This window comes from Cytobacillus sp. MT66 (assembly GCF_058792595.1).
Map to the genome: position 1 here is coordinate 196469 of NZ_JBXAFB010000006.1, position 20145 is coordinate 216613.

Genomic DNA, 20145 nt, shown 5'->3' on the forward strand with positions numbered 1-20145 from the left:
CCTAAAAATAAACGGAAGGTGAAGTGGATTCATGGGGCGCCTAATGATCTCTTATATTATCCCTGCGTATAATGAGGCAGAAAATGTTCGGAACGTCTTTGAAGCGATTAAATGTGAAATGCTGCGTCAGTATTATTATGAATTTGAAGTCGTGTTCATTGATGATGGCAGCAAGGATCGAACAGTCGAGGCTATTCAGGGTTTGGCTTTCAGTCATCCCGAGGCAAAATATGTATCTTTTTCCCGGAATTTTGGAAAAGAGGCTGCCCTTTTAGCAGGTCTTCACCATGCACAGGGAGATGCAGTGATTATGATGGATGCTGATTTGCAGCATCCTGTGTCCATGATTCCTAAGCTTTTAAAAGGATATGAGGATGGATATGATCAGGTCATTGCTAAGCGGAATCGGAAAGGCGATTCTTTCGTCAGATCCGCACTGTCTTCAGGATTTTACCGGTTTTTTAATAAGGCGGTTGATGTGGAGCTGTCAGATGGGGAAGGCGATTTCCGGCTTCTTAGCCGTAAAGCGGTCAATGCGCTTTTAAGGCTTAGTGAAGGAAATCGGTTTTCCAAGGGGTTGTATTCGTGGATTGGCCTAGAGAAAAAGGTGATACCCTATGACAATGTGGCAAGAGAAAAGGGAGATACAAAGTGGTCATTTGCCAAACTATTAAACTATGGGATTGATGGCGTGGTTTCATTTAACCACAAACCATTGCGTGCTTGCTTCTATTTAGGGGCGTTTGTATTACTATTGTCCCTCGTCTATATTATGGTTACTTTTGTGCAAATCCTGCAGAATGGCATTGCTGTTCCAGGCTATTTTACAACGATTTCAGCTGTCCTATTTTTAGGCGGGATTCAGCTTGTCTGTCTGGGGATTATTGGCGAGTACATCGGGCGCATTTATTATGAAACAAAAAAACGGCCGCATTATATAGTCGGAAAAACAAATATTGAAACAGCCGCAGAGAAGGGAGAAAAGCATGCCATTCAGTAAAAAAGAGTTCTTCAGATTTGTCCTTGTCGGTGGAGTGAACACTCTTCATTATTACGCGATTTATATGGCTTGCCTGCATATCCTTGGGTTTCATTATTTTCTCTCGCATATGATCGGATTTTTGCTTAGTTTAATAGGCTCCTTCTTTTTAAGTACGCTTTATACGTATAAGGTCAAGCCAACGTGGTCGAGATTCCTCCGTTTTCCCTTAACGCAAGTTTTTAACACTTTGGCAACGTCCGCTCTTCTGTATATTTTTGTGGAGCTGTTCCATCTCAGCAGCAGTTTTGCGCCAATTGCGGCCGTTATTTTTACCATACCAATGACTTTTATTCTAACAGGGAGAATCTTAAAAACATCATGAGACATGTCAATCACGGAATAGCTGCACCGCTCCAAAACAACAGTTTCATAGGATCGCGTCTGACTCAGCATTTCCTTAAAAAGAAAAGACTATATGGTCTTTTTTTATTAAGTTTAATCACAGCTTTATTGAGTCATGTCTTTTTTATCATGGAATGGTTTGATGGCCGGTATATGACAGGTCTAAATGACGGGCTTTCGCAAATGCTGCCATTTAAACAGCTTCTGTACAATCAGTACAAAAGCGGTGAATTTTTTTACTCGCCTGATTTTGGCTTGGGCGGGAGTACATACACGCAGCTTGGATACTATTTTTCTATGTCGGTTTTTTTCATGGTGACAGTATTTGTCACTTTTTTGCTTGAGAGCGCCCGTGTCATCGATACACCTGATATACATTATTGGGCTGACCTGATTCTGGTTATTAGCGTAATCCGCTTGACGATCATTATCATGTTAACGACGGTTTACTTCCGATATTTGCAATTTGCTAAGATGCCTGCATTTGCCGGAGCTGTCGTTTATGGAACAAGCATTATTTATTTTCGTCATGTGACCTATTGGGAGTTTTTCGCTGATGCGATGGTATGGCTGCCGATCTTGCTCATTGGGGCAGAAAAAATTATCCGGGAAGGCAAAGCAGGTCTATTTTTACTGGGAGTTTCGATTAGCCTGTTTGATAATTTTTATTTTTCCTATGTTAATTTTCTGCTGGCAGGCATTTATATTCTATTTCGGTGGCTGGTTCAGCTCGATGATGAAGAAACAAATAAACTGACGCAAATAAAGCTGTTTGCTCTAAGCGGTCTTGGCGGCTTTGGCATCAGTGCGGTGTCATTTTTTCCGGCTGTCTACGGATATTTGAACAATCATCGGCCGCCCTATGAGGATTCTGTGCCGATGTTTGATTTTGTGGATAATATTTTGTTGAATGGCCGCATTGTGTACATGCCTGCCTTTGTTCTCATATGTTTATTCCTGTTTTCCTTTTATCGCAACTATCTCTTTCGCTTCTTTGCCATATTAGTCATCGTGCTGATGTTCATGCATTATAGTCCTTTTATCGGCAGTGTTTTTAATGGTTTTTCCGCGCCGCAATATCGCTGGGAATACTTTTTATCACTGGCAGCTGGAGGACTCACAGCAGCGGGGCTTCAGCAGCTGAAGGCTGTAAAGAAGCAGGAGCTGATGACATCAAGCGCAATTGTGTTTGTGCTGTATGTGCTTTTTTACGTGAATGATCCTAAATTGACGTTTGATTCTTTAAAGCTAGCTTATTTTGCGATCGCAGCCGGTTTCATCTTGATCGCTATTTATGGATATGCTTTTAAAAAAAGCAATTCAGTATGGAAGGGTTTTGGTGTTTTGCTGATCATCTTATGTGTGGCGATAGCGAATTTTTTCCAAGAAGGAAGGCTTACAAAGACAGGTACAGAGTATCGGGTTTCTCAGGACTACATGCAGAGTGATCTATATAATGGAAAGGATCAGCAGGAGCTCATTCGCCTAATTCAACAGGAGGAAGCGGACCCGCTTGCCCGGATTGACTGGATGATTGATACAAGAAACAATACGCCGATTGTTCAGGGATTTAAGGGATTTAGTGTGTATTCGAGTATTTTGAATGAACATTTACTGTATTTTTATTTAAATGATTTAGAAATTGATATGGGCCGTGAAAGTGTCAGCAGATATGGCTCTTTAGGCGATCGGGCCAATTTGTACAGTATGTTCATGGGGAAGTATTACATTGCTGAACGCGGTGATGATGCAGTGCCTTATGGATTTGCAAAGTTTGCTGAGGCTGGAAACTATATTGCCTATCAAAATCAGCATATGCTTCCGTTTGTAAGAACGACAAGCACTGTTTTTTCGGAGGAGGATTTTTCAGAGAAATCCCCAGTTGTGAAGGAACAATCGATGCTGCGAGGGGTTATTTTAGAAGGAAAAGGAGAGAGCTTCTCGGGTGTGGAGCTTGGAAGTATGAATCTTATGAAGCAGGCCCGACTCGAAGCCGTTGATGCTGAGTATAGTGACAGTGTACTAAAGGTAACAGGCAAAGAGGGAGGAGTCGATCTTGTTTTGGATCAATTGGATCCATCTGTGAAGGATCTCTATATTTCTTTTTATATAAAGGGGAAGAAAAATGTTAAACCGAATATTAACACGGAGGAATTCACTCTCCAAGTAAATGAATATCAGACGTCAAGGAAAGAAATCGAGTCTATTTATAAGACCAATGTCAATAAAATAACGGTTAGGATTGCAGCGAATGAACGCATTTCGATAAGGGTTCCTAAAGGCTCATTTGAATTAAGAGATTTCGAGCTTTATGGGGAGAACTATGGCGCACTCGAAGCGGCAAAGCATGAGTATGATCAAAAGCAGGCTCCTATTGTGAACTGGAGCGGGAATTCGATTGATTTTACAGTGGATAACAAAGAGAATGATCAGTTTGCTGTACTGCCTGTTCCCTATGAAAAAGGCTGGAGTGTGAAGGTGAATGGGGAAAAGCAAAAGGTGCTGAAGGCCAATTATGCGTTTATCGGCTTTAAGCTTGATCAGGGGATAAACGAGGTAAGGCTGGTTTATTATCCGCCATACTTTTTCTTATGGCTTGTGTGTTCGTTAGTATCATTATGTATGGTTCTATTCTTTCTGAGAAAAAAGAGGGCGATTCACCCATAAGCGGGTAATCGCCCTTTTGCTTTTAAAAAAAGTCAGTTTCTGCTTCCGACAGGCAGGAGCGGGATGCGGCATCCGCGTTCTTCGTCTGTCCCTCTTGCATTCGGACTATGGGTAAAATGTTTGATGTTATCGTAAATCATCGCAGCGTTTTCAGCCAGATCTTGATTCTCTATATCAATCGCTCTAATAATGATTTCTTCTTCGGTAATTTCAACGTGGCGGAATGCCTGCTGATCTAAACAAGCGGAAGTTTGTACAAAAGTCCAGTTCTGTTGGCTGACGACTGAATCTACATGGGTGTGTCCGTTGAAATACACACCAACCCCGTCCTTTTGTTCCAAAATCCTCCACATATCAACGCTAGGATGGATAGAGCCTTTATCAATATCTGAACGTTTGGTTGTATTGTAAACAGGGTGGTGGGCAAATACAAGAAGCGGTTTAGAGCCGGATTCTTTAACGACATTTTCAAACCATTGCAGCTGCTCTTCGTCTACCCAGCCTCCCCAGTCTTCAAAATCCTGTTCCTTTGCAGTATCTAAAAAAGCAAATACGGCTTCGTCTGTTGTGATCGAATGATAGCGCTTTTGGCCGGTCATTTTCAATACATCTTCTCTTGTCTGCGCATATAAATCGTGGTTGCCTAACACATGGATAAAGTTTCTCTCTTTTCGCTTTAATACATTGAAAATACCCTGAAGCTCAGATTTACGGCCAAAGTTAGTTAAATCTCCAAGAGAGATATGTAAGTCTGCTTCCATTTCTAAAAACTTTTCAATAAATACATCATAGAAGTTAGCTCGTGCTTCAAATAAACCATTAATTGTCTCATCGATTGCTGGATAATGTAAATCCCCCATTAAAACAAGTTTCATATCCATTTCTCCTCTCAAAATAATTTTTGGAGAAAAATAGCATGGCTAACAAACTATTTCCTCTATTTCAACTGTAACGAATAATTGTTAATTTCAGGTTTTGATTGTTTAAAGGGTTTGTAAAGGTTGTGTTTCGGTGGATTAACAATCTTTGAGGGATGGATGGACAAAAAACAGCTGGCTCATCATGGCCAGCTGTTTTTAATAGAGGACGACTCTATTTTTCTTTTTCAATCACTTTTAGTCTGTTTTCTTCATTATTATGTTCTACAACATGCTTCAGCCTTGAAAGCTTATTGTCCCAGTAGCGATCAAAGTAGGAAAGCCATTGCTTTAATTCTTGTAATGGCTCTGGCTGCAGACTGTAGCGCTTTTCACGGCCGACTTTTTTTCCAACAACTAAATCAGCGTCTGAAAGCACATGAAGATGCTTGGCAATTGCCGTCCGGCTCATATCGAAATGAGCGGTAATTTCGGAAATCGGACGCTCCTTTTCCGCCAGAAGCTTAAGCACCTCTCTGCGGGTCGGGTCAGCAATTGCTTGAAAAATATCATGCTTTTTGAGTGCAGACATTATCCTTCAACAACCTCAGGAAGTTTCTTTTTCACGATGCCTTCCCAGCCGCCGTTCATAGTCTCGCGAACCTCAGCAGCACTTCTGCCGGCTTTAGGTACTGTAGCGTCATCTTGATTCCAGCCGCCGTGGATGAGCGTGAATTCTGTCTGATCGCCAACTTCTTTTAAAATAAAGGTAACTACCCAGCCATCTGTGTCCCAGGCAAAAGACAAACGATTCGGTGCCTCAACCTCTAGCACCTTGCATGGAGACGGCCCAAATGGTGATTGAATATGGAACTCATGCCCTTCTTCAGCTTTAAAATCGTTTGGCATAAACCATGCAGAAATCCCCTCTGCAGTAGACACCGTCTCCCAAACCTTTTGGATCGGTGCATTTAGAGTAACTGTTTTTTCTATATCTTGTACATTTTGTGCCATGTTTTTATATTCCTTCTTTCTTTGGTTAATATGAAACCAATTGGTTTTACTTTATTGATTATATAGAACCAATTGGTTTTGTGTCAAGTGGTGTGGGTGGATGTTTGTGCAGGAAAAATGGCGGATCGCTTGAAAACAGTAACCAACTTGGGATGTTAGTGCCGGAAAAAAAGGCTGCCTCCGTTAAAAAGGTAACTAGTAGAGGCAACTAGTGCCGGAAAAAAGGCTGCCCCCGCTAAAAAGGTAACTAGTAGAGACAACTAGTGCCGGAAAAAAGGCTGTCCCCGCTAAAAAGGTAACTAGTAGAGACAACTAGTGCCGGAAAAAAGGCTGCCCCCGCTAAAAAGGTAACTAGTAGAGGCAACTAGTGCCGGAAAAAAGGCTGCCTCCGTTAAAAAGGTAACTAGTAGAGACAACTAGTGCCGGAAAAAAGGCTGTCCCCGCTAAAAAGGTAACTAGTAGAGGCAACTAGTGCCGGAAAAAAGGCTGCCTCCGCTAAAAAGGTAACTAGTTGAAGCAACTAGTGCTGGAAAGATAGTTGCCCCCGCTAAAAAGGTAACTAGTTGAAGCAACTAGTGCTGGAAAGATAGTTGCCCCCGCTAAAAAGGTAACTAGTAGAGACAGCTAGTGCCGGAAAAATGGTCACCCCCGCTAAAAAGGTAACTAGTAGAGGCAGCTAGTGCCGGAAAAAAGGCTGCCTCCGTTAAAAAGGTAACTAGTTGAAGCAACTAGTGCCGGAAAAAAGGCTGCCCCCGCTAAAAAGGTAACTAGTAGAGACAACTAGTGCCGGAAAAAAGGCTGCCCCCCGCTAAAAAGGTAACTAGTAGAGGCAACTAGTGCCGGAAAAAAGGCTGCCTCCTAGTTTTGGATAATAACTTACTAGTCCTTCTCAATATAGTGTGTTTGTTGGGTTCGGCCAATTCTAGTAAAGTGTCTATTTAGTATTTCCCTTATCGTCTTCCGCGATTCCACCACCCCGCACCATTCCTGAATGGCCTGAGTGGTTACCTGCCGATCAGGAAAAAGAAGCTTGTACTCCTGAACAGCGCGCAGCACCGCAGATTCTGTTTTTTCCATACATCCGCACCCGGGGCAAATCAGGTTTCTTCCGTTAAAAGCTTTCATCAGCGAACCCTGACAGCTGCTACATAGAATCCCTTTTTCCAGTAGACTAAAATCATACATTGGTATTTTCGAAAACCGATTACTCTTCAAATGATCATTCACTAATTGATTAGCCAAAGCGTTGTGGCGGTTGCCTAAATAATCAGATTGCCTATGAAATTTTTCAATCAATCGCTTCATCTGGGATAAAAAGATAATGGGTTCATTTCGCGGAGCTTCGTATAAGGCGAATTCGGGGTTGATAAAAACTAAATAGGACTTAATAGGTACATTGATTTTCAAGCGATGAAGATAACTCTTCAGCAGGGTTTCGCAGCGCTTCATCTGAAATAGCGGGCTGTTAATTTCTGAACCGGACATGCTAAACCATTTCTCCCCTTCCACATAATAATCTCCCTCAAAGTTTTTCACTTCAAACAGATAAATCATTTTTTGAGAAATTAATAGAGAATCAATCTGGAAGGTGGTGCTGTTGGATTCTAAGAGGAGGTCATTTAGGATAAGGTATTTGTCAGTGAGGGGCAAGGTCCATTCGTCGAAGGCAACTTCACCTTCAAAACCCTTAGCAAGGTTAAAAAAATGCTGCTTAACATCGGGCTCCAGCGCCATTCTTGTATTCAAGCTGCGAAGGATCCGGAGTTCAGAGGATTCAGTTCGGAGTTTAAAAAACATAATCATTTCCTTTCATTAAAAATATTTTTAGGGAGTCGGGAGTCCCTTCTTTGATTGTAATCTCAGCAGCGAAATCTGTCATTATTTAACGAAAAAAATGTTCTTGAATGCGGGTATTCATTAGTGTAAAATATTTACATCTAACACGAAAGGGTGACCATAGGAAAATGATCTACTAATCCTGCTTTCAATGTATTCGTATAAAAACGAGTCATATTTGAATGGGATTAGTCTGCATTTTTTTAGAAAAAAATAAGTAGCACAACCTTGGTGTGCTATTGTCTTTTTCTATGGTCTTTAGACGACTCCTATCCAAACATGATGGTGGGGGTTTTTTTGTTGCCTCCATGTTATTCAGGGGCTTTGTTGGCTACAAATGAAGGCAAGGAGTTAACACAGTCTAAAAAGGAATGAGGAATATTATGAAACAACTATTTAAAAACCGCTTTGTTCAGGCTATTTTCGCTTCGGCATTGTTTCTCCAAGTCGGAATCTGGGTGCGGAATTTTGCGGTTCTGCTATTTGTCATGGAAAAAACAGGCGGGGATGCCTTTGCGGTATCGATGATTTCCGTTGCTGAGTTTGCTCCTATTTTCATCTTTTCTTTCATCGGCGGGACCTTTGCTGATCGCTGGCGGCCGAAGAAAACGATGATTTGGTGTGATCTATTAAGCGCTGTTTCTATTTTCGGCGTATTAATCGCCCTTTCCATTGGCTCATGGCAAATTATCTTCTTTGTTATGTTAATTTCAGCCATCCTGTCACAGTTCTCCCAGCCATCAGGCATGAAGCTTTTTAAAATGCATTTAGGCGAGGAATTAATCCAGCAGGCCATGTCCATTTACCAAACGATTTTTGCGGTATTCATGGTGTTTGGACCTGTTCTTGGGACATTTATTTTCCAGCAATTTGGCATCCTTATTTCAATTGCCATCACGGGCGTTGCATTTGTTCTTTCCGCAGTTATGCTAGCGTTTATTCCTGCTGACCACAAGGATGAAACCGAAAGTGAAAAAGCGGCAACCACTGTTCTGGAGGAAATGAAAAGCGGGATTGCCTATGTTCTTTCAAAAAGAGAGCTAAAGCTGCTTGGTTTAAGCTTTATGGCGGCAGGACTGGCAATTGGATTAATCCAGCCGCTAAATATTTTTCTAGTCACCGAGAGGCTTGCACTGGCGAAGGAAAACTTACAATGGCTGCTGATGGCCAATGGAATCGGGATGATTGTAGGTGGAGCGGTTTCGGTTATGTTCGCGAAATCCATTCCACCGCAAAGATTGCTTGTCATTGGCATGTTCGCAAACGCCATCGGCATGAGTGTTGTTGGATTTTCAACTAACCTGCCGCTTACATTAGGGGCCGAATTTTTTAATGGATTGTTTTTCCCATGTATTCAAATTGGTATTAATACCATGATCCTGCAGAATACACAGGCTGAATTTATTGGGAGGGTAAACGGTACGCTTAGTCCGCTATTTACGGGATCGATGGTCTTAACGATGAGTATCGCCGGTATTTTAAAAGGAATGTTCTCCATCGTTGTCATGTTCGAGTTAGCTGCTATTCTATTTGTCATTGGGCTTATCGCTATTTTGCCGATCTACAATATGAAAGCGCCGAAACAGGGAGAGGCTGTACTAGCAAAAGAATAAGAATAAAAGGCAGACGCTGCATGTAAAGCGTCTGCTTTTTTGTATACAAATGTGAGGCTTTGCCGATGGCCCGGACAAGGTGCCTGTCCCCGTGTCCAGCGAAAAGGACAAGGTGCCTGTCCCCGTGTCCAATAAGGCGCCGTATCCTTTTCTTGACAGTTTTTTTAGGACTGTTCATAATGGAACTATTCATATGTGAACGGAGAGTGGAGTGCTGTGAATAGCAATCAGCCGATTAAGCGGTCAATGGAGTTTTTTCGGACGTTTTGGCGAATGAATCAGAGTGTAAGAAGGATTGTTCAGAAGACAGCAGCTGATAACGGGCTTACGGTTCCGCAGTATGCTTTGCTTATGGCCATTGCACCGCGTAAGGAGATGACGCAGAAAGAGCTTGGCAAGGTTTTGCAGTTTCCGAAAAGCACCTTAAGCCAATCAGTGGATGGGCTTGTTCAGGCTGGGTTGTTAGTGAGGCATCCGGTTGAGGATAATCGCAGAGAAATGCAGCTCATTCTAAGTGAACAGGGAAAAGTGCTGTATGATTCCATGATGGAGCAGGAAGGAAGTATTACCCATTCCTTTGAATCAGCCATTCAAACCTTATCAGATAAACAATATGATGATTTGCTGGAAGCCATTTTGCAGATTTCTATTTATTTAGAAAAAGCGGATGAAGGGGAAATTCAATATGATAAAAATACTGAAAAACCTGGCAGCCTATAAATGGACTATTCTATCTGTATTTGCCCTTATTTTTATTCAATCAATGGCCGATCTGTATTTGCCGACTTTGATGGCGGATATTATCGATAAGGGGGTTGTTGCAGGCGACAAAGCTTATATTTGGAGTATTGGCGGCTTTATGCTATTCATTGCAGCGGTTGGTATGTTTGCCTCTATTGCGGCAAGCTATTATTCATCGAAAGCGGCGATGGGGATGGGCCGGGATTTACGCCGCAAGGTTTTTACCCATGTGGAGGGTTTCTCTCTTCAGGAATTTGACCAGGTTGGCACAGCTTCATTGATCACAAGAACAACAAATGACATCACGCAAATTCAGCAGGTTGTCATGATGATGCTTCGAATGGTTGTCAGCGCACCGATCATGTTCGTTGGCGGGGTGATCATGGCGGTCTCGAAGGATGCCAAACTATCATTAATCATCGTTGCTATTATTCCAATTCTTATCGGCTCAATTTTATTGGTGATGAAAAAGGCCATTCCGCTTTTTAAAATGGTTCAGCAGCGTTTGGACCGATTGAACCTTGTGCTTCGTGAAAACTTAACAGGCATTCGTGTCATTCGAGCGTTTAATCGGGAAACACTTGAAAAGGAGCGTTTGCAAAAAGCAAATAAGGATCTTACCGATGTTTCTATAAAGGTTAACAAATTAATTGCCTTTATGATGCCAATTATGATGCTAGTTATGAATTTAACCGTTGTCGCTGTTATTTGGTTTGGCGGTATCCGCATCGACAACGGCGGAATGCAGATTGGTGATTTAATGGCTTTTATCCAATATGTCATGCAAATTATGTTTTCCCTTGTCATGGCCTCGATGATGTTTGTCATGATCCCGCGTGCCTCCGTATCGGCTAACCGGATTAATGAAGTTCTTGAATTAAAGCCGACCTTCTTCGACGAGGGAACAAAGAAGGCAGATAAAAATCACGGGACTCTTGAATTTAACGATGTCACGTTTTCCTATCCGGGTGCAGAAGAGCCTGCTCTTTCAGATATTACCTTCAAGGCCAAGGCTGGTGAGGTTACAGCCATTATAGGCGGCACAGGTTCGGGAAAATCAACGCTCGTAAATCTTATCCCGCGGTTTTATGAGGCGTCAAGCGGGTCTATTTCGATTAACGGGGTTGATATTCGGGAAGCTTCACAGGAAGAAATCCGTTCGAAAATTGGCTTTGTTCCGCAAAAGGCTTTGCTTTTTACAGGTACCATTGCGGAAAATATCCGCTTTGGAAAAGAGGATGCCACATTGGCAGACATCGAGCATGCTGCCCGAATTGCCCAGGCTGAAGATTTTATAAACAAAATGGAAAATGGTTATGAATCTTTGATTTCGCAAGGCGGCACAAACGTGTCAGGCGGACAAAAACAGCGGATTTCGATTGCGAGAGCCTTAGTGCGGAAACCGGATATTTATATTTTTGATGACAGCTTCTCCGCGCTGGACTACAAAACGGACGCTAAATTGCGTGCCGCTTTAAAGGATGAAACAAAAGACGCAACCGTTGTTATTGTTGCCCAGCGTGTCAGCACTGTAATGGATGCTGATCGGATTATTGTCCTTGATAAAGGGAAGATTGCCGGAATGGGCACACATGGGGAACTGCTAGCTGAAAATGACGTGTATCGTGAAATTGTCCATTCTCAGCTTTCGGAGGAGGAAATCGCATGAGTAAAGAAAAAAGCGGGCATCATCACGGCGGTGGAGGGCCAATGGGGCCTGGCATGATGATGATGGCAGGGCAGAAAGCGAAGGATTTTAAAGGTACATTAAGACGTTTGCTTGCTTATCTGCAGCCCTTTCGTCCTCAATTAATCGCCATTTTTTGTGCGGCCATTTTGAGTACGGTATTTATGATTGTTGGCCCGAAAATCATGGGAAATGCCATTACTGAATTATTTGAAGGCATTTACGCAAAGATGAAGGGTGTTCCAGGTGCTGCAGTAGATTTCGAGGCTATTGCCCATATGCTTCTTTTGCTGGGCGGGTTATATTTGGTCAGCAGTCTTTTTGGCTATATTCAGCAATATATGATGGCGAGTGTTGCGCAAAAAACGGTCTATCGGTTACGAGAAGATGTTAATGAAAAGCTGGAAAAGCTGCCGCTGAAATATTATGATGGCCGGCCAAATGGGGAAACATTAAGCCGAGTAACGAATGACATCGATACAATCGGAAGCACCTTGCAGCAAAGTGTAACTCAATTTATCACATCGTTTGTCACGATTATTGGGATCATCATTATGATGCTGACCATTAGTCCGCTTCTAACCTTAATTGCGATGATCAGCCTGCCGCTATCAGTATTTGTTATTAGGCCATTTTTGAAAAAATCGCAAAAACACTTTGCCAACCAGCAAAAAACACTTGGCCAATTGAACGGCCATATTGAAGAAATGTATACAGGCCATCAGGTGGTAAAAGCTTTTGGACATGAAAAAAAGGCAATTGCTGAATTTGATGTGGTGAATGAGCAGCTATATGAAGCGGGAAGAAGAGCGCAGTTTATTTCGGGGATTATTATGCCGATGATGGCTTTTATCGGAAACCTCAGCTATGTATTCATTTGTATCGCCGGAGGAATTTTGGTAACAAAACGTGCCATTTCAATTGGGGATATTCAGGCATTTATTACGTATTCCCGCCAATTTACTCAGCCGATTGCCCAAACAGCTAATATCGCAAATATCATCCAGGCGACAATAGCTGCAGCGGAACGTGTTTTTGAACTTTTGGACGAAGAAGAGGAAATACCTGAAAATAACATTCACCGCCTCAAGAATGCGAAAGGTGCTGTCACTTTTGAGCATGTGGATTTTGGCTATGGGGATAAACAACTAATTAAAGATATGAATATTAGCGTATCACCTGGTCAAACGGTGGCTATTGTTGGGCCAACTGGTGCGGGAAAAACAACGCTCATCAATTTATTAATGCGGTTTTATGAACTTAATGGCGGGACAATTACGATTGACGGAATAGATACTCGAGATATGCAGCGAGGTGACCTGCGAAAAACCTTTGGCATGGTGCTGCAGGATACATGGCTCTTTAATGGAACAATTAGAGACAATCTTGCCTATGGAAAAAGCGATGCAACAGAAGAGGAAATTATCCAGGCAGCCCAAGCAGCATATGCTGATCATTTTATCCGCACCTTGCCGGACGGATATGACACCGTCCTAAATGAGGAAGCCTCTAATATTTCACAGGGGCAAAAACAGCTTCTAACCATTGCCAGAGCCGTCCTTGCTAACCCGCCCATCATGATTTTAGACGAAGCAACCTCAAGCGTGGACACAAGGACAGAGGCGCTGATCCAGCAAGCAATGAACAGGCTGATGGAGGGAAGAACGAGCTTTGTCATTGCCCATCGTCTTTCAACCATCAGGGATGCAGATTTAATCCTAGTCATGGATCAAGGAAAGGTGATCGAACAGGGAACCCATCAGGAATTACTAGAAGCTAATGGTTTTTACGCTGACCTTTATAACAGTCAATTTATGAAAAAAGCAGCAGGGTGATCAATCAGGCCTAGTTTCCTTTTGGAGACTAGGCCTGATTTTCTAAAAGAAGCAGTTTTTTCATTTTTTTGTTCTTTTTTGGAGTGTAAAACTTGTATATATTCCGGCCCTTTCTTTTTGCCCGATATAAAGCATGATCAGCATGTTTAAGAAGTGTATGCCCGTCTTCGCCATCATTTGGGAATATGCTGATGCCTATTGAGCTTGTTGTGATAAAGCGAAAGCCATCTATGCACCATGGTGTGCGGAGCTGATGTAAAAGCCGTTCCGCAGTATGAGTGGTATCTTCTATTTTATAGACAGGTGTTAGAATTATGGCAAATTCGTCCCCGCCCATACGGCAAAGTTGATCTGAAGGGCGAAGTTCTGCTTTCGCTCTATTTACGAACTGTTTTAAAAGCTCATCGCCTGCATCATGCCCCATTGTATCGTTCACCCATTTAAATCGGTCAAAATCCATCATAAACACGGCAAACATATGCCCATTTTCCTTGGCATCTTCAATCGCATTTATTAATAGCTTTTGTAAAACCCTGCGGTTTCCTGCGCCTGTTAGAGGATCGATATAAGCAAGCTCTTTCAGCTTTTTCTCATAGGCAATCCTTTCAGAGATATCTCGTGCCACAGAAATAAAATGACGCAGACGGTTTTCCTCATCACAAACAGGGGAACAGATCGCTTCAATATAAATATAGTGTCCGTCACTATGTCGCTTGCGATATTCCATTTTTGTTGCTTTAGGATCTTTGACCATTTCTTCAAACTTTTCAATGATCCCAGTACAGTCTTCAGGATGAATATTTCGGTAAAAATAATTTCCGATTAATTTCTCATGATCATACCCTAATAACGTTTCGTGTGATGGTGAGGCGTATTGAATGATACCATCCGTATCAATCAGCCGTATCAGGTCTGACGAGTTTTCTGCGATAATCCGGTACTTTTCACTATCATCCATAAATGTATTTATCATGCAATCCTCCACCATAGTTTAGTAGATATATCATAGTTATCTTTTATACTGTCTACAATAGTTGTGACGCAAAATGGAGAAATTAGTGAGTAAAGTGTCCTGTAATAGGATATAACAGGGGCAAATCTGGTATTATATGAAAACCATTCCAATGAAATAAAAGTATTCCAATGCTTGTTAAAGTTTAATCCGTTTCTATACTTTTACAAGTTATTCGTGGTGAAAACTATGTTATGATTTAGTTAACACAAATATTTTACAGTAATTAGGTGATTAATTGAAACAAGAGCATCGTTCTTTAACTGAAATATCGGTCTTGCAGCGGATTTCTGACGCGATATTTAGCATTAATCAGGATTGTGAAATCACGTTTATGAATAAGGCCGCAGAGGAGTTATTTCATCTTCGTACAGAAGATTGTATTGGAGCTAAGCTTGCTGAGCTATTACATGGAGTAATTGGCGGGGATTTTAATGAGAAGCTGCAGCAGTCATTTGATAAACAAACAGATATACATTTTGAAATAAACATGACAGCCTTCCAGTCAAGATGGCTGTCCGTCCATCTGTATCCTGCAGCAGATGGAATAACCATTTTGCTTAGAGATATTTCTGTAAATAAAAAAGTAGAAGCAGCCATAGAAGATAAACATAAGAAACTTGCCCTGCTAAGTGAGGCATCTAGTCATCTATTTTCAAAAAATGAACCTGAGGAAATTTTCGATTCTCTTTTTAAAGAGCTTGCTGAGTATTTAGATTTAGATGTGTATTTTAATTACATGTATGATAAGAAAACAAACAAACTGCATTTAATGAACTATGCAGGTATTTCTGATGCAGTTGCGAAAGAAATTGAATGGCTTAAGATGGGCGAAGCCGTATGTGGCTGTGTGGCAAAAGACCGAATGAGAATTATTGCGGAAAATATTGATACATCTGATGATGTTCGTGTGCAGCTTATAAACGGATTAGGCATCAAAGCCTATGCCTGTCACCCTTTAATGTCTTATGGAAAACTAATCGGGACACTATCATTTGGATCAAGCACCCGCTCTAATTTTACAGAAGAAGAAATAGACCTCATTCATACCATTTGTAACCAGCTTTCGGCCACATTAGATCGAATCTGCTTGATTTCGGAGCTTAGAAGGAAGAAGGAAGAGGCAGAAAAAGCATACGCTGCAAAGTCCGAGTTCCTATCGATGATGAGCCATGAGCTGCGTACCCCAATGAACTCCATTTTAGGATTTGCACAAATCCTGCAAGAAGACCAAAGTGAGCCATTAACCCTTAAACAAAAAAGCAGGGTGGAAAAAATACTAAAGTCTAGTCATCATTTATTAAAATTGATAAATGATCTTTTAGAAATTGGCAAAATGGGGTCTGGAGCACATAACATCATTTTTGAACATGTTCAAATTTGCTCAGTTGTAACTGATAGTTTAAAAATCATTCGTCCGATCGCGGCGGACAAAGGGATTACCATTCACAACAAATTGGGTCCCAACGCAGGGATGTACGTAAAAGCCGATCCGGTGAGATTAGTACAGATACTTCTTAATCTTTTATCAAATGCGGTTAAGTATACCCATAAAAATGACAGAGTGGTTTTGACATGTGAAAGGGTGCAGAGCCATTTAAAAGTCATTATTTCCGATAATGGTATTGGCATTCCGTTGGAAGAACAAAAAAAGGTATTCGATCCCTTTTATCGGATATTTGATAAAGAACTGAATATCGAGGGAACTGGGATTGGCCTAACATTGGTTAAGCAATTTCTTGAACAAATGCATGGTACTGTTGGTCTGGAAAGCACTCCTGGTCAGGGAAGCAGCTTTTGGTTTACATTGCCAATGGTAATTGATAATATGGAAAGCTGAAAAAAGCACATTGACAGCCTGTTTAACGCAACATGATCCAGCTTGAAAAATGAGGGAAAGGAGTTTTGCGATGGCACCCCTTAAATTGTTGTTAGCAGATGATCACGAGGACTCACTAGAAATCATGGAATACTTTACTCGTGATATTCCTGACTTTCAAATCATAGGAACATGCGAAAATGGGGAACAGTTAATTGAAGAAGTCATGCTGAAAAAACCAGATCTTGTTCTTGCAGATATTAATATGCCCAAGACGAATGGGATACAGGCAATCAAAGAATGTTTATTATTTCGTCCTAGCTTAAAGTTCATTTTTGTCACTGGTTATAGCGAATATGCTGTAGAGGCATTCCGGCTTTCAGCGATAGATTATATTGTAAAACCGATTGAAAAAACCCGACTGTATAAAGCACTGGAAAAAGCAAAGAATCTTCTTTTTTATGAAAAGGAAAAACAGACTATCATACCCTATGATAAGAAGATTAAAAAATTGCCGATAAAAGATCAGAATAGCATCAGGTACATTCCCCTATCTGAGATTTACTTTGTCGAAAAAGAGGGTAAAAAGTGCATGGTCTATACCAAAGAAGGTATTTATGATACGAATGAAACGATAGGAAAGATCTTATCCCGCCTTGATCAATCTTTTTTTCCGGCACATCGATCTTTTATTATTAACTTATCAAGGGTTTCTCATATAAAGCCGCAAAGCGAATCTTATATCGTCTATTTTAAGGATTATGATAAGCAAGCAAGTATTTCTAAGCTGAAAATTGGTGAGGTAAAAGAAAGAATTTCAAAACTAAAAGAATAGATATATTAGAGATCAGCCCGGATTGCTGATCTTTTTTTCTGCTCTTCCATCATAAATTGGTTTAACAGCCTATCTAGCTGCTGGCTGCATTCAACGGTTAGTTTTGATGTATATCCATATTTATCAGCTAATTCAATCATTTTACGCCTGCTGCTATCAATCAGCATTAATAAATTTGTCATATGCACCCGTCCTCTTCTAGATCGATAATCACGCAACTTAAGTTCTGTAATATATTTATATTATATCAAATCATTTACATTTTTTTCACTAATTTGTTAGTTATAGGGGTAATTGTACCTAAAATGTCAAAAACCAGGCCTAGGATGCGTGTAATTTGTTATACATTCTCTTAATCAACTTTTGGGAGAAAAAAACATTTGTTTATCCAATTGTATTTTTATATGATTGTTTCGAACTAAAAAAGGGTGTGGCAGACATGATATCTTTAGCAATTGGATTCATTATAGTGATGGTCAGCGTTATGATAGCGCTCATATATGCGGATAAAAATAAAGCGGAAAAGGAAGCAGCAGATAATAGAGAAAGAATTAGAAAGGCCCAAAGGGAATTACTGCACACCATTCATTGGCAGCAAGGGCTAACGCTCAAGTTTATTAAAGCAGGAGACCGGTATATCCATACCTTATGCGACGGTCAGCTTCTTTATAAATTAGGGATTACTCCAGATAAAATAATTGGAAGGGATTTAAGAGATTTCCTCCCAAAAGAATGTGCTGAAAATAAGCTTAAATACTATATTAAAGCCTGGGATGGTGAAGAAACAAACTATGATGCCAATTTAAATGGGATTGATTATTTTATGACTTTAAATCCGATATTTAAAGATGGAAAAGTCATTGAAGTCATCGGATCTGGCGTAGATATTACAGAGCGAAAAAGAGCTGAGAAGGTATTAGAAGCGAATGAAAAGTGGTATAAAACCATCTTGAGCGTGATGTCCGAAGGTGTCATGGTCTATGGGGCTGATGATAGGAAAATCGTCTTGAATGATATGGTTTATGAAATGTTTGGCGTAACGAAAGAAGAGTTCAAAGAGGCAACAATCCTTAAAAATAATATCCCTTTTATTCATGAAGATGGCACCCCGCTGGTTACTGAAAATTATCCGATTTATACAACTTTGACGACAGAAAAGACCGTATCTGGTAAGGTAATTGGGGTCAAATGTAAGGATAAGACAACGTGGCTTTCTGTCAACTCCAAGCTCCTAGATCCGATCAAGCCTGATGAAACTCCTCAGGTTTTATTTACCATGTCGGATATTACTCAGATAAAAGAACAGGAAATGAATTTAAAAGAATCCTATGCTCTAAGAAGAACGATTATTGATAGCTTGCCAATTGGCCTTCTCGTAACTGACAATGATTTCAACCTTGTATCTATCAACTATACGGCTATGGAGATTTTCAAAATAAATGAACCAATCCGTGAAGTAATAGGGAAAAACAGTGCGGGGTTTCGTCCAAATGTTTATAAGGATATGGAAAAGGAAGAACGGCGGATAATGGAGATTATTGCAGGTAAAAAGCCTGTGGTGGAGGAATTAGAAACAAAAGATAACCGGATATTAGAAAGGAATTACTTCCCTTTCGTAGTCGACGGAGAACTGAAAGGCCATTTATGGACGTTTGAGGATATTACTGAACGGAAATCGATTGAACGAAGCCTTATCATGGCAAAAGAAGACGCAGTTAAGGCCAACCTTGCTAAATCAGAGTTTCTCTCAAAAATGAGCCATGAGCTCCGAACTCCTCTTAACGCCATCCTTGGCTTCTCGCAGATTTTGGAGCTGGATCAGACGCTTACGGAGCAGCAGAAAAAATTTGTTGAGGAAATCCTCAAAGGAGGCAGACACTTACTGGATCTGATAAATGAAATTTTAGATCTATCAAGAATTGAGACTGGGAGATTACAAATTAACGCCAAAACTGTGGATATATATGAGGTTATTAATGAATGTGCCGATATGCTGGAAGTTGCGGCAAAAAATAAAGGCATCCAGATTAGAAAACAGCTTTCTGGGTGTACAAATAAATTTGTGCATATTGACCAGGTCAGAGTAAGACAGGTTATCTTGAATCTATTAGATAATGCCATTAAATATAATAAGGATCGCGGCGACATCCTTCTTACATGTGAATGGGATGAAAGTGATTTACTTGTTCATGTGCTAGACACAGGGATTGGGATTGAAAAAGATGAGCTAGAGCGGATCTTTGCTCCATTTTATCGAATTGGCCATTCTAATGAGATTGGAGCAGGCATTGGCCTCTCACTTGTTCAGCAGCTTACTGCATTAATGGGAGGAAAAGCAGGTGTTACAAGCAAAATCGGTGTGGGCAGTGATTTCTGGTTTACAATCCCAATTGGACAAGGCAGAGCCCTTGAAGGTAAACGTTCTATTAATCATAACGTACATGTTTTAACTGAGAAGAGTAACGTCATTTTGTATATAGAAGATCACTGTTCAAATAGAGAGCTAGTGGCGGAGATTTTGGCAGGGACGGAGACAAAGCTGATTTTTGCAGAAACTGGAAGCCAGGGACTTCAATTGGCAGCAAATGAACAGACAGATTTAATTCTGTTAGATATGCAGCTCCCAGATATGACGGGTTTTGAAGTGCTGGAGAGACTGATAGGGGACCGCTCGACAGCTGAAATTCCGGTTATTGCCTTGAGCGCAAATGCTATGCCAGATTATATCAGCCAGGCATTAAATACAGGATTTAAGGAATATCTCACAAAGCCGATTGATATCCCGCTTTTCTTAAAAACGATTGCGAAATATATGTAGAACAGGAGCTGCTATTGGGGCAGCTTT

General features: G+C 40.9%; 16 protein-coding genes. 10 read left to right on the top strand and 6 right to left on the bottom strand.

Features of this window, described 5'->3' with window-relative positions:
* Positions 1 to 31: 31 nt before the first annotated feature.
* Genes AC1Q59_RS12970 through AC1Q59_RS12980 form a run of 3 tightly spaced genes read left to right on the top strand, consistent with a single transcriptional unit; the run spans position 32 to position 4051 of the window.
* Positions 32 to 1000 carry a glycosyltransferase family 2 protein gene (locus AC1Q59_RS12970; RefSeq protein ID WP_492366256.1) on the top strand — a complete coding sequence of 323 codons (969 nt, stop codon included), beginning with the start codon at positions 32 to 34 and terminating at the stop codon, positions 998 to 1000.
* A complete protein-coding gene (locus AC1Q59_RS12975) occupies positions 987 to 1364 on the top strand; it encodes a GtrA family protein (RefSeq protein WP_492366257.1) in 378 nt (125 codons plus the stop codon). Before AC1Q59_RS12970 ends, AC1Q59_RS12975 begins: the two co-directional genes overlap by 14 nt.
* Positions 1361 to 4051, top strand: coding sequence for a YfhO family protein (locus AC1Q59_RS12980; protein ID WP_492366258.1), 2691 nt, complete (start codon positions 1361 to 1363; stop codon positions 4049 to 4051). Before AC1Q59_RS12975 ends, AC1Q59_RS12980 begins: the two co-directional genes overlap by 4 nt.
* A 32-nt stretch (positions 4052 to 4083) precedes the next feature.
* Here the strand turns inward: AC1Q59_RS12980 and AC1Q59_RS12985 are convergent, their stop codons facing one another.
* From AC1Q59_RS12985 to AC1Q59_RS13000, 4 genes are all read right to left on the bottom strand, one after another.
* On the bottom strand, positions 4084 to 4926 hold the full coding sequence (locus tag AC1Q59_RS12985; RefSeq protein WP_492366259.1) for a metallophosphoesterase family protein: 843 nt from the start codon (positions 4924 to 4926) through the stop codon (positions 4084 to 4086).
* A 217-nt stretch (positions 4927 to 5143) separates the two neighbouring features.
* Positions 5144 to 5500, bottom strand: a complete 357-nt coding sequence (locus tag AC1Q59_RS12990) for an ArsR/SmtB family transcription factor (protein WP_492366260.1) — start codon at positions 5498 to 5500, stop codon at positions 5144 to 5146.
* The gene (locus tag AC1Q59_RS12995; protein ID WP_492366261.1) at positions 5500 to 5922 is read right to left on the bottom strand and encodes an SRPBCC family protein; all 423 of its coding nucleotides are present in this window, start codon (positions 5920 to 5922) and stop codon (positions 5500 to 5502) included. Before AC1Q59_RS12995 ends, AC1Q59_RS12990 begins: the two co-directional genes overlap by 1 nt.
* An 879-nt stretch (positions 5923 to 6801) precedes the next feature.
* A complete protein-coding gene (locus AC1Q59_RS13000; protein ID WP_492366262.1) occupies positions 6802 to 7719 on the bottom strand; it encodes a nuclease-related domain-containing protein in 918 nt (305 codons plus the stop codon).
* Positions 7720 to 8129: 410 nt separating this feature from the next.
* On the opposite strand from AC1Q59_RS13000, the gene AC1Q59_RS13005 reads away from it, so the two are divergent.
* The 4 genes from AC1Q59_RS13005 (at position 8130) to AC1Q59_RS13020 (ending at position 13634) form a co-directional block, all read left to right on the top strand.
* Positions 8130 to 9371: an MFS transporter gene (locus tag AC1Q59_RS13005; protein WP_492366263.1), complete on the top strand. Its 1242-nt coding sequence runs from the start codon at positions 8130 to 8132 to the stop codon at positions 9369 to 9371.
* A gap of 216 nt (positions 9372 to 9587) precedes the next feature.
* Positions 9588 to 10091, top strand: a complete 504-nt coding sequence (locus AC1Q59_RS13010; RefSeq protein WP_492366264.1) for a MarR family winged helix-turn-helix transcriptional regulator — start codon at positions 9588 to 9590, stop codon at positions 10089 to 10091.
* Positions 10057 to 11781, top strand: coding sequence for an ABC transporter ATP-binding protein (locus tag AC1Q59_RS13015; RefSeq protein ID WP_492366265.1), 1725 nt, complete (start codon positions 10057 to 10059; stop codon positions 11779 to 11781). Before AC1Q59_RS13010 ends, AC1Q59_RS13015 begins: the two co-directional genes overlap by 35 nt.
* Complete coding sequence (locus tag AC1Q59_RS13020) at positions 11778 to 13634, top strand: ABC transporter ATP-binding protein (protein WP_492366266.1); 1857 nt, start codon at positions 11778 to 11780, stop codon at positions 13632 to 13634. Before AC1Q59_RS13015 ends, AC1Q59_RS13020 begins: the two co-directional genes overlap by 4 nt.
* Positions 13635 to 13662: 28 nt before the next feature.
* Here the strand turns inward: AC1Q59_RS13020 and AC1Q59_RS13025 are convergent, their stop codons facing one another.
* A complete protein-coding gene (locus tag AC1Q59_RS13025; RefSeq protein ID WP_492366267.1) occupies positions 13663 to 14607 on the bottom strand; it encodes a diguanylate cyclase domain-containing protein in 945 nt (314 codons plus the stop codon).
* A 277-nt stretch (positions 14608 to 14884) separates the two neighbouring features.
* On the opposite strand from AC1Q59_RS13025, the gene AC1Q59_RS13030 reads away from it, so the two are divergent.
* Entirely contained in the window at positions 14885 to 16486 is a 1602-nt protein-coding gene (locus AC1Q59_RS13030; protein WP_492366268.1) for a PAS domain-containing sensor histidine kinase, read from the top strand.
* A 70-nt stretch (positions 16487 to 16556) separates the two neighbouring features.
* Positions 16557 to 17300, top strand: a complete 744-nt coding sequence (locus AC1Q59_RS13035) for a LytR/AlgR family response regulator transcription factor (RefSeq protein WP_492366269.1) — start codon at positions 16557 to 16559, stop codon at positions 17298 to 17300.
* 5 nt (positions 17301 to 17305) lie between these two features.
* On the opposite strand, the gene AC1Q59_RS13040 is transcribed toward AC1Q59_RS13035, so the two are convergent.
* A complete protein-coding gene (locus AC1Q59_RS13040; protein WP_492366270.1) occupies positions 17306 to 17482 on the bottom strand; it encodes a Spo0E family sporulation regulatory protein-aspartic acid phosphatase in 177 nt (58 codons plus the stop codon).
* A 257-nt stretch (positions 17483 to 17739) separates the two neighbouring features.
* Between AC1Q59_RS13040 and AC1Q59_RS13045 the strand changes: the two genes are divergently transcribed.
* Positions 17740 to 20118, top strand: coding sequence for an ATP-binding protein (locus AC1Q59_RS13045; RefSeq protein ID WP_492366271.1), 2379 nt, complete (start codon positions 17740 to 17742; stop codon positions 20116 to 20118).
* The last annotated feature ends 27 nt before the right edge of the window (positions 20119 to 20145 follow it).

What these genes read in the sequence shown, in the direction of transcription:
- AC1Q59_RS12970 (WP_492366256.1), top strand. Translation starts at nt 32, where the DNA reads ATGGGGCGCCTAATGATCTCTTATATTATCCCTGCGTATAATGAGGCA.
- AC1Q59_RS12975 (WP_492366257.1), top strand. Translation starts at nt 987, where the DNA reads ATGCCATTCAGTAAAAAAGAGTTCTTCAGATTTGTCCTTGTCGGTGGA.
- AC1Q59_RS12980 (WP_492366258.1), top strand. Translation starts at nt 1,361, where the DNA reads ATGAGACATGTCAATCACGGAATAGCTGCACCGCTCCAAAACAACAGT.
- AC1Q59_RS12985 (WP_492366259.1), bottom strand. Translation starts at nt 4,926, where the DNA reads ATGAAACTTGTTTTAATGGGGGATTTACATTATCCAGCAATCGATGAG.
- AC1Q59_RS12990 (WP_492366260.1), bottom strand. Translation starts at nt 5,500, where the DNA reads ATGTCTGCACTCAAAAAGCATGATATTTTTCAAGCAATTGCTGACCCG.
- AC1Q59_RS12995 (WP_492366261.1), bottom strand. Translation starts at nt 5,922, where the DNA reads ATGGCACAAAATGTACAAGATATAGAAAAAACAGTTACTCTAAATGCA.
- AC1Q59_RS13000 (WP_492366262.1), bottom strand. Translation starts at nt 7,719, where the DNA reads ATGTTTTTTAAACTCCGAACTGAATCCTCTGAACTCCGGATCCTTCGC.
- AC1Q59_RS13005 (WP_492366263.1), top strand. Translation starts at nt 8,130, where the DNA reads ATGAGGAATATTATGAAACAACTATTTAAAAACCGCTTTGTTCAGGCT.
- AC1Q59_RS13015 (WP_492366265.1), top strand. Translation starts at nt 10,057, where the DNA reads ATGATAAAAATACTGAAAAACCTGGCAGCCTATAAATGGACTATTCTA.
- AC1Q59_RS13020 (WP_492366266.1), top strand. Translation starts at nt 11,778, where the DNA reads ATGAGTAAAGAAAAAAGCGGGCATCATCACGGCGGTGGAGGGCCAATG.
- AC1Q59_RS13025 (WP_492366267.1), bottom strand. Translation starts at nt 14,607, where the DNA reads ATGATAAATACATTTATGGATGATAGTGAAAAGTACCGGATTATCGCA.
- AC1Q59_RS13035 (WP_492366269.1), top strand. Translation starts at nt 16,557, where the DNA reads ATGGCACCCCTTAAATTGTTGTTAGCAGATGATCACGAGGACTCACTA.
- AC1Q59_RS13040 (WP_492366270.1), bottom strand. Translation starts at nt 17,482, where the DNA reads ATGACAAATTTATTAATGCTGATTGATAGCAGCAGGCGTAAAATGATT.
- AC1Q59_RS13045 (WP_492366271.1), top strand. Translation starts at nt 17,740, where the DNA reads ATGATATCTTTAGCAATTGGATTCATTATAGTGATGGTCAGCGTTATG.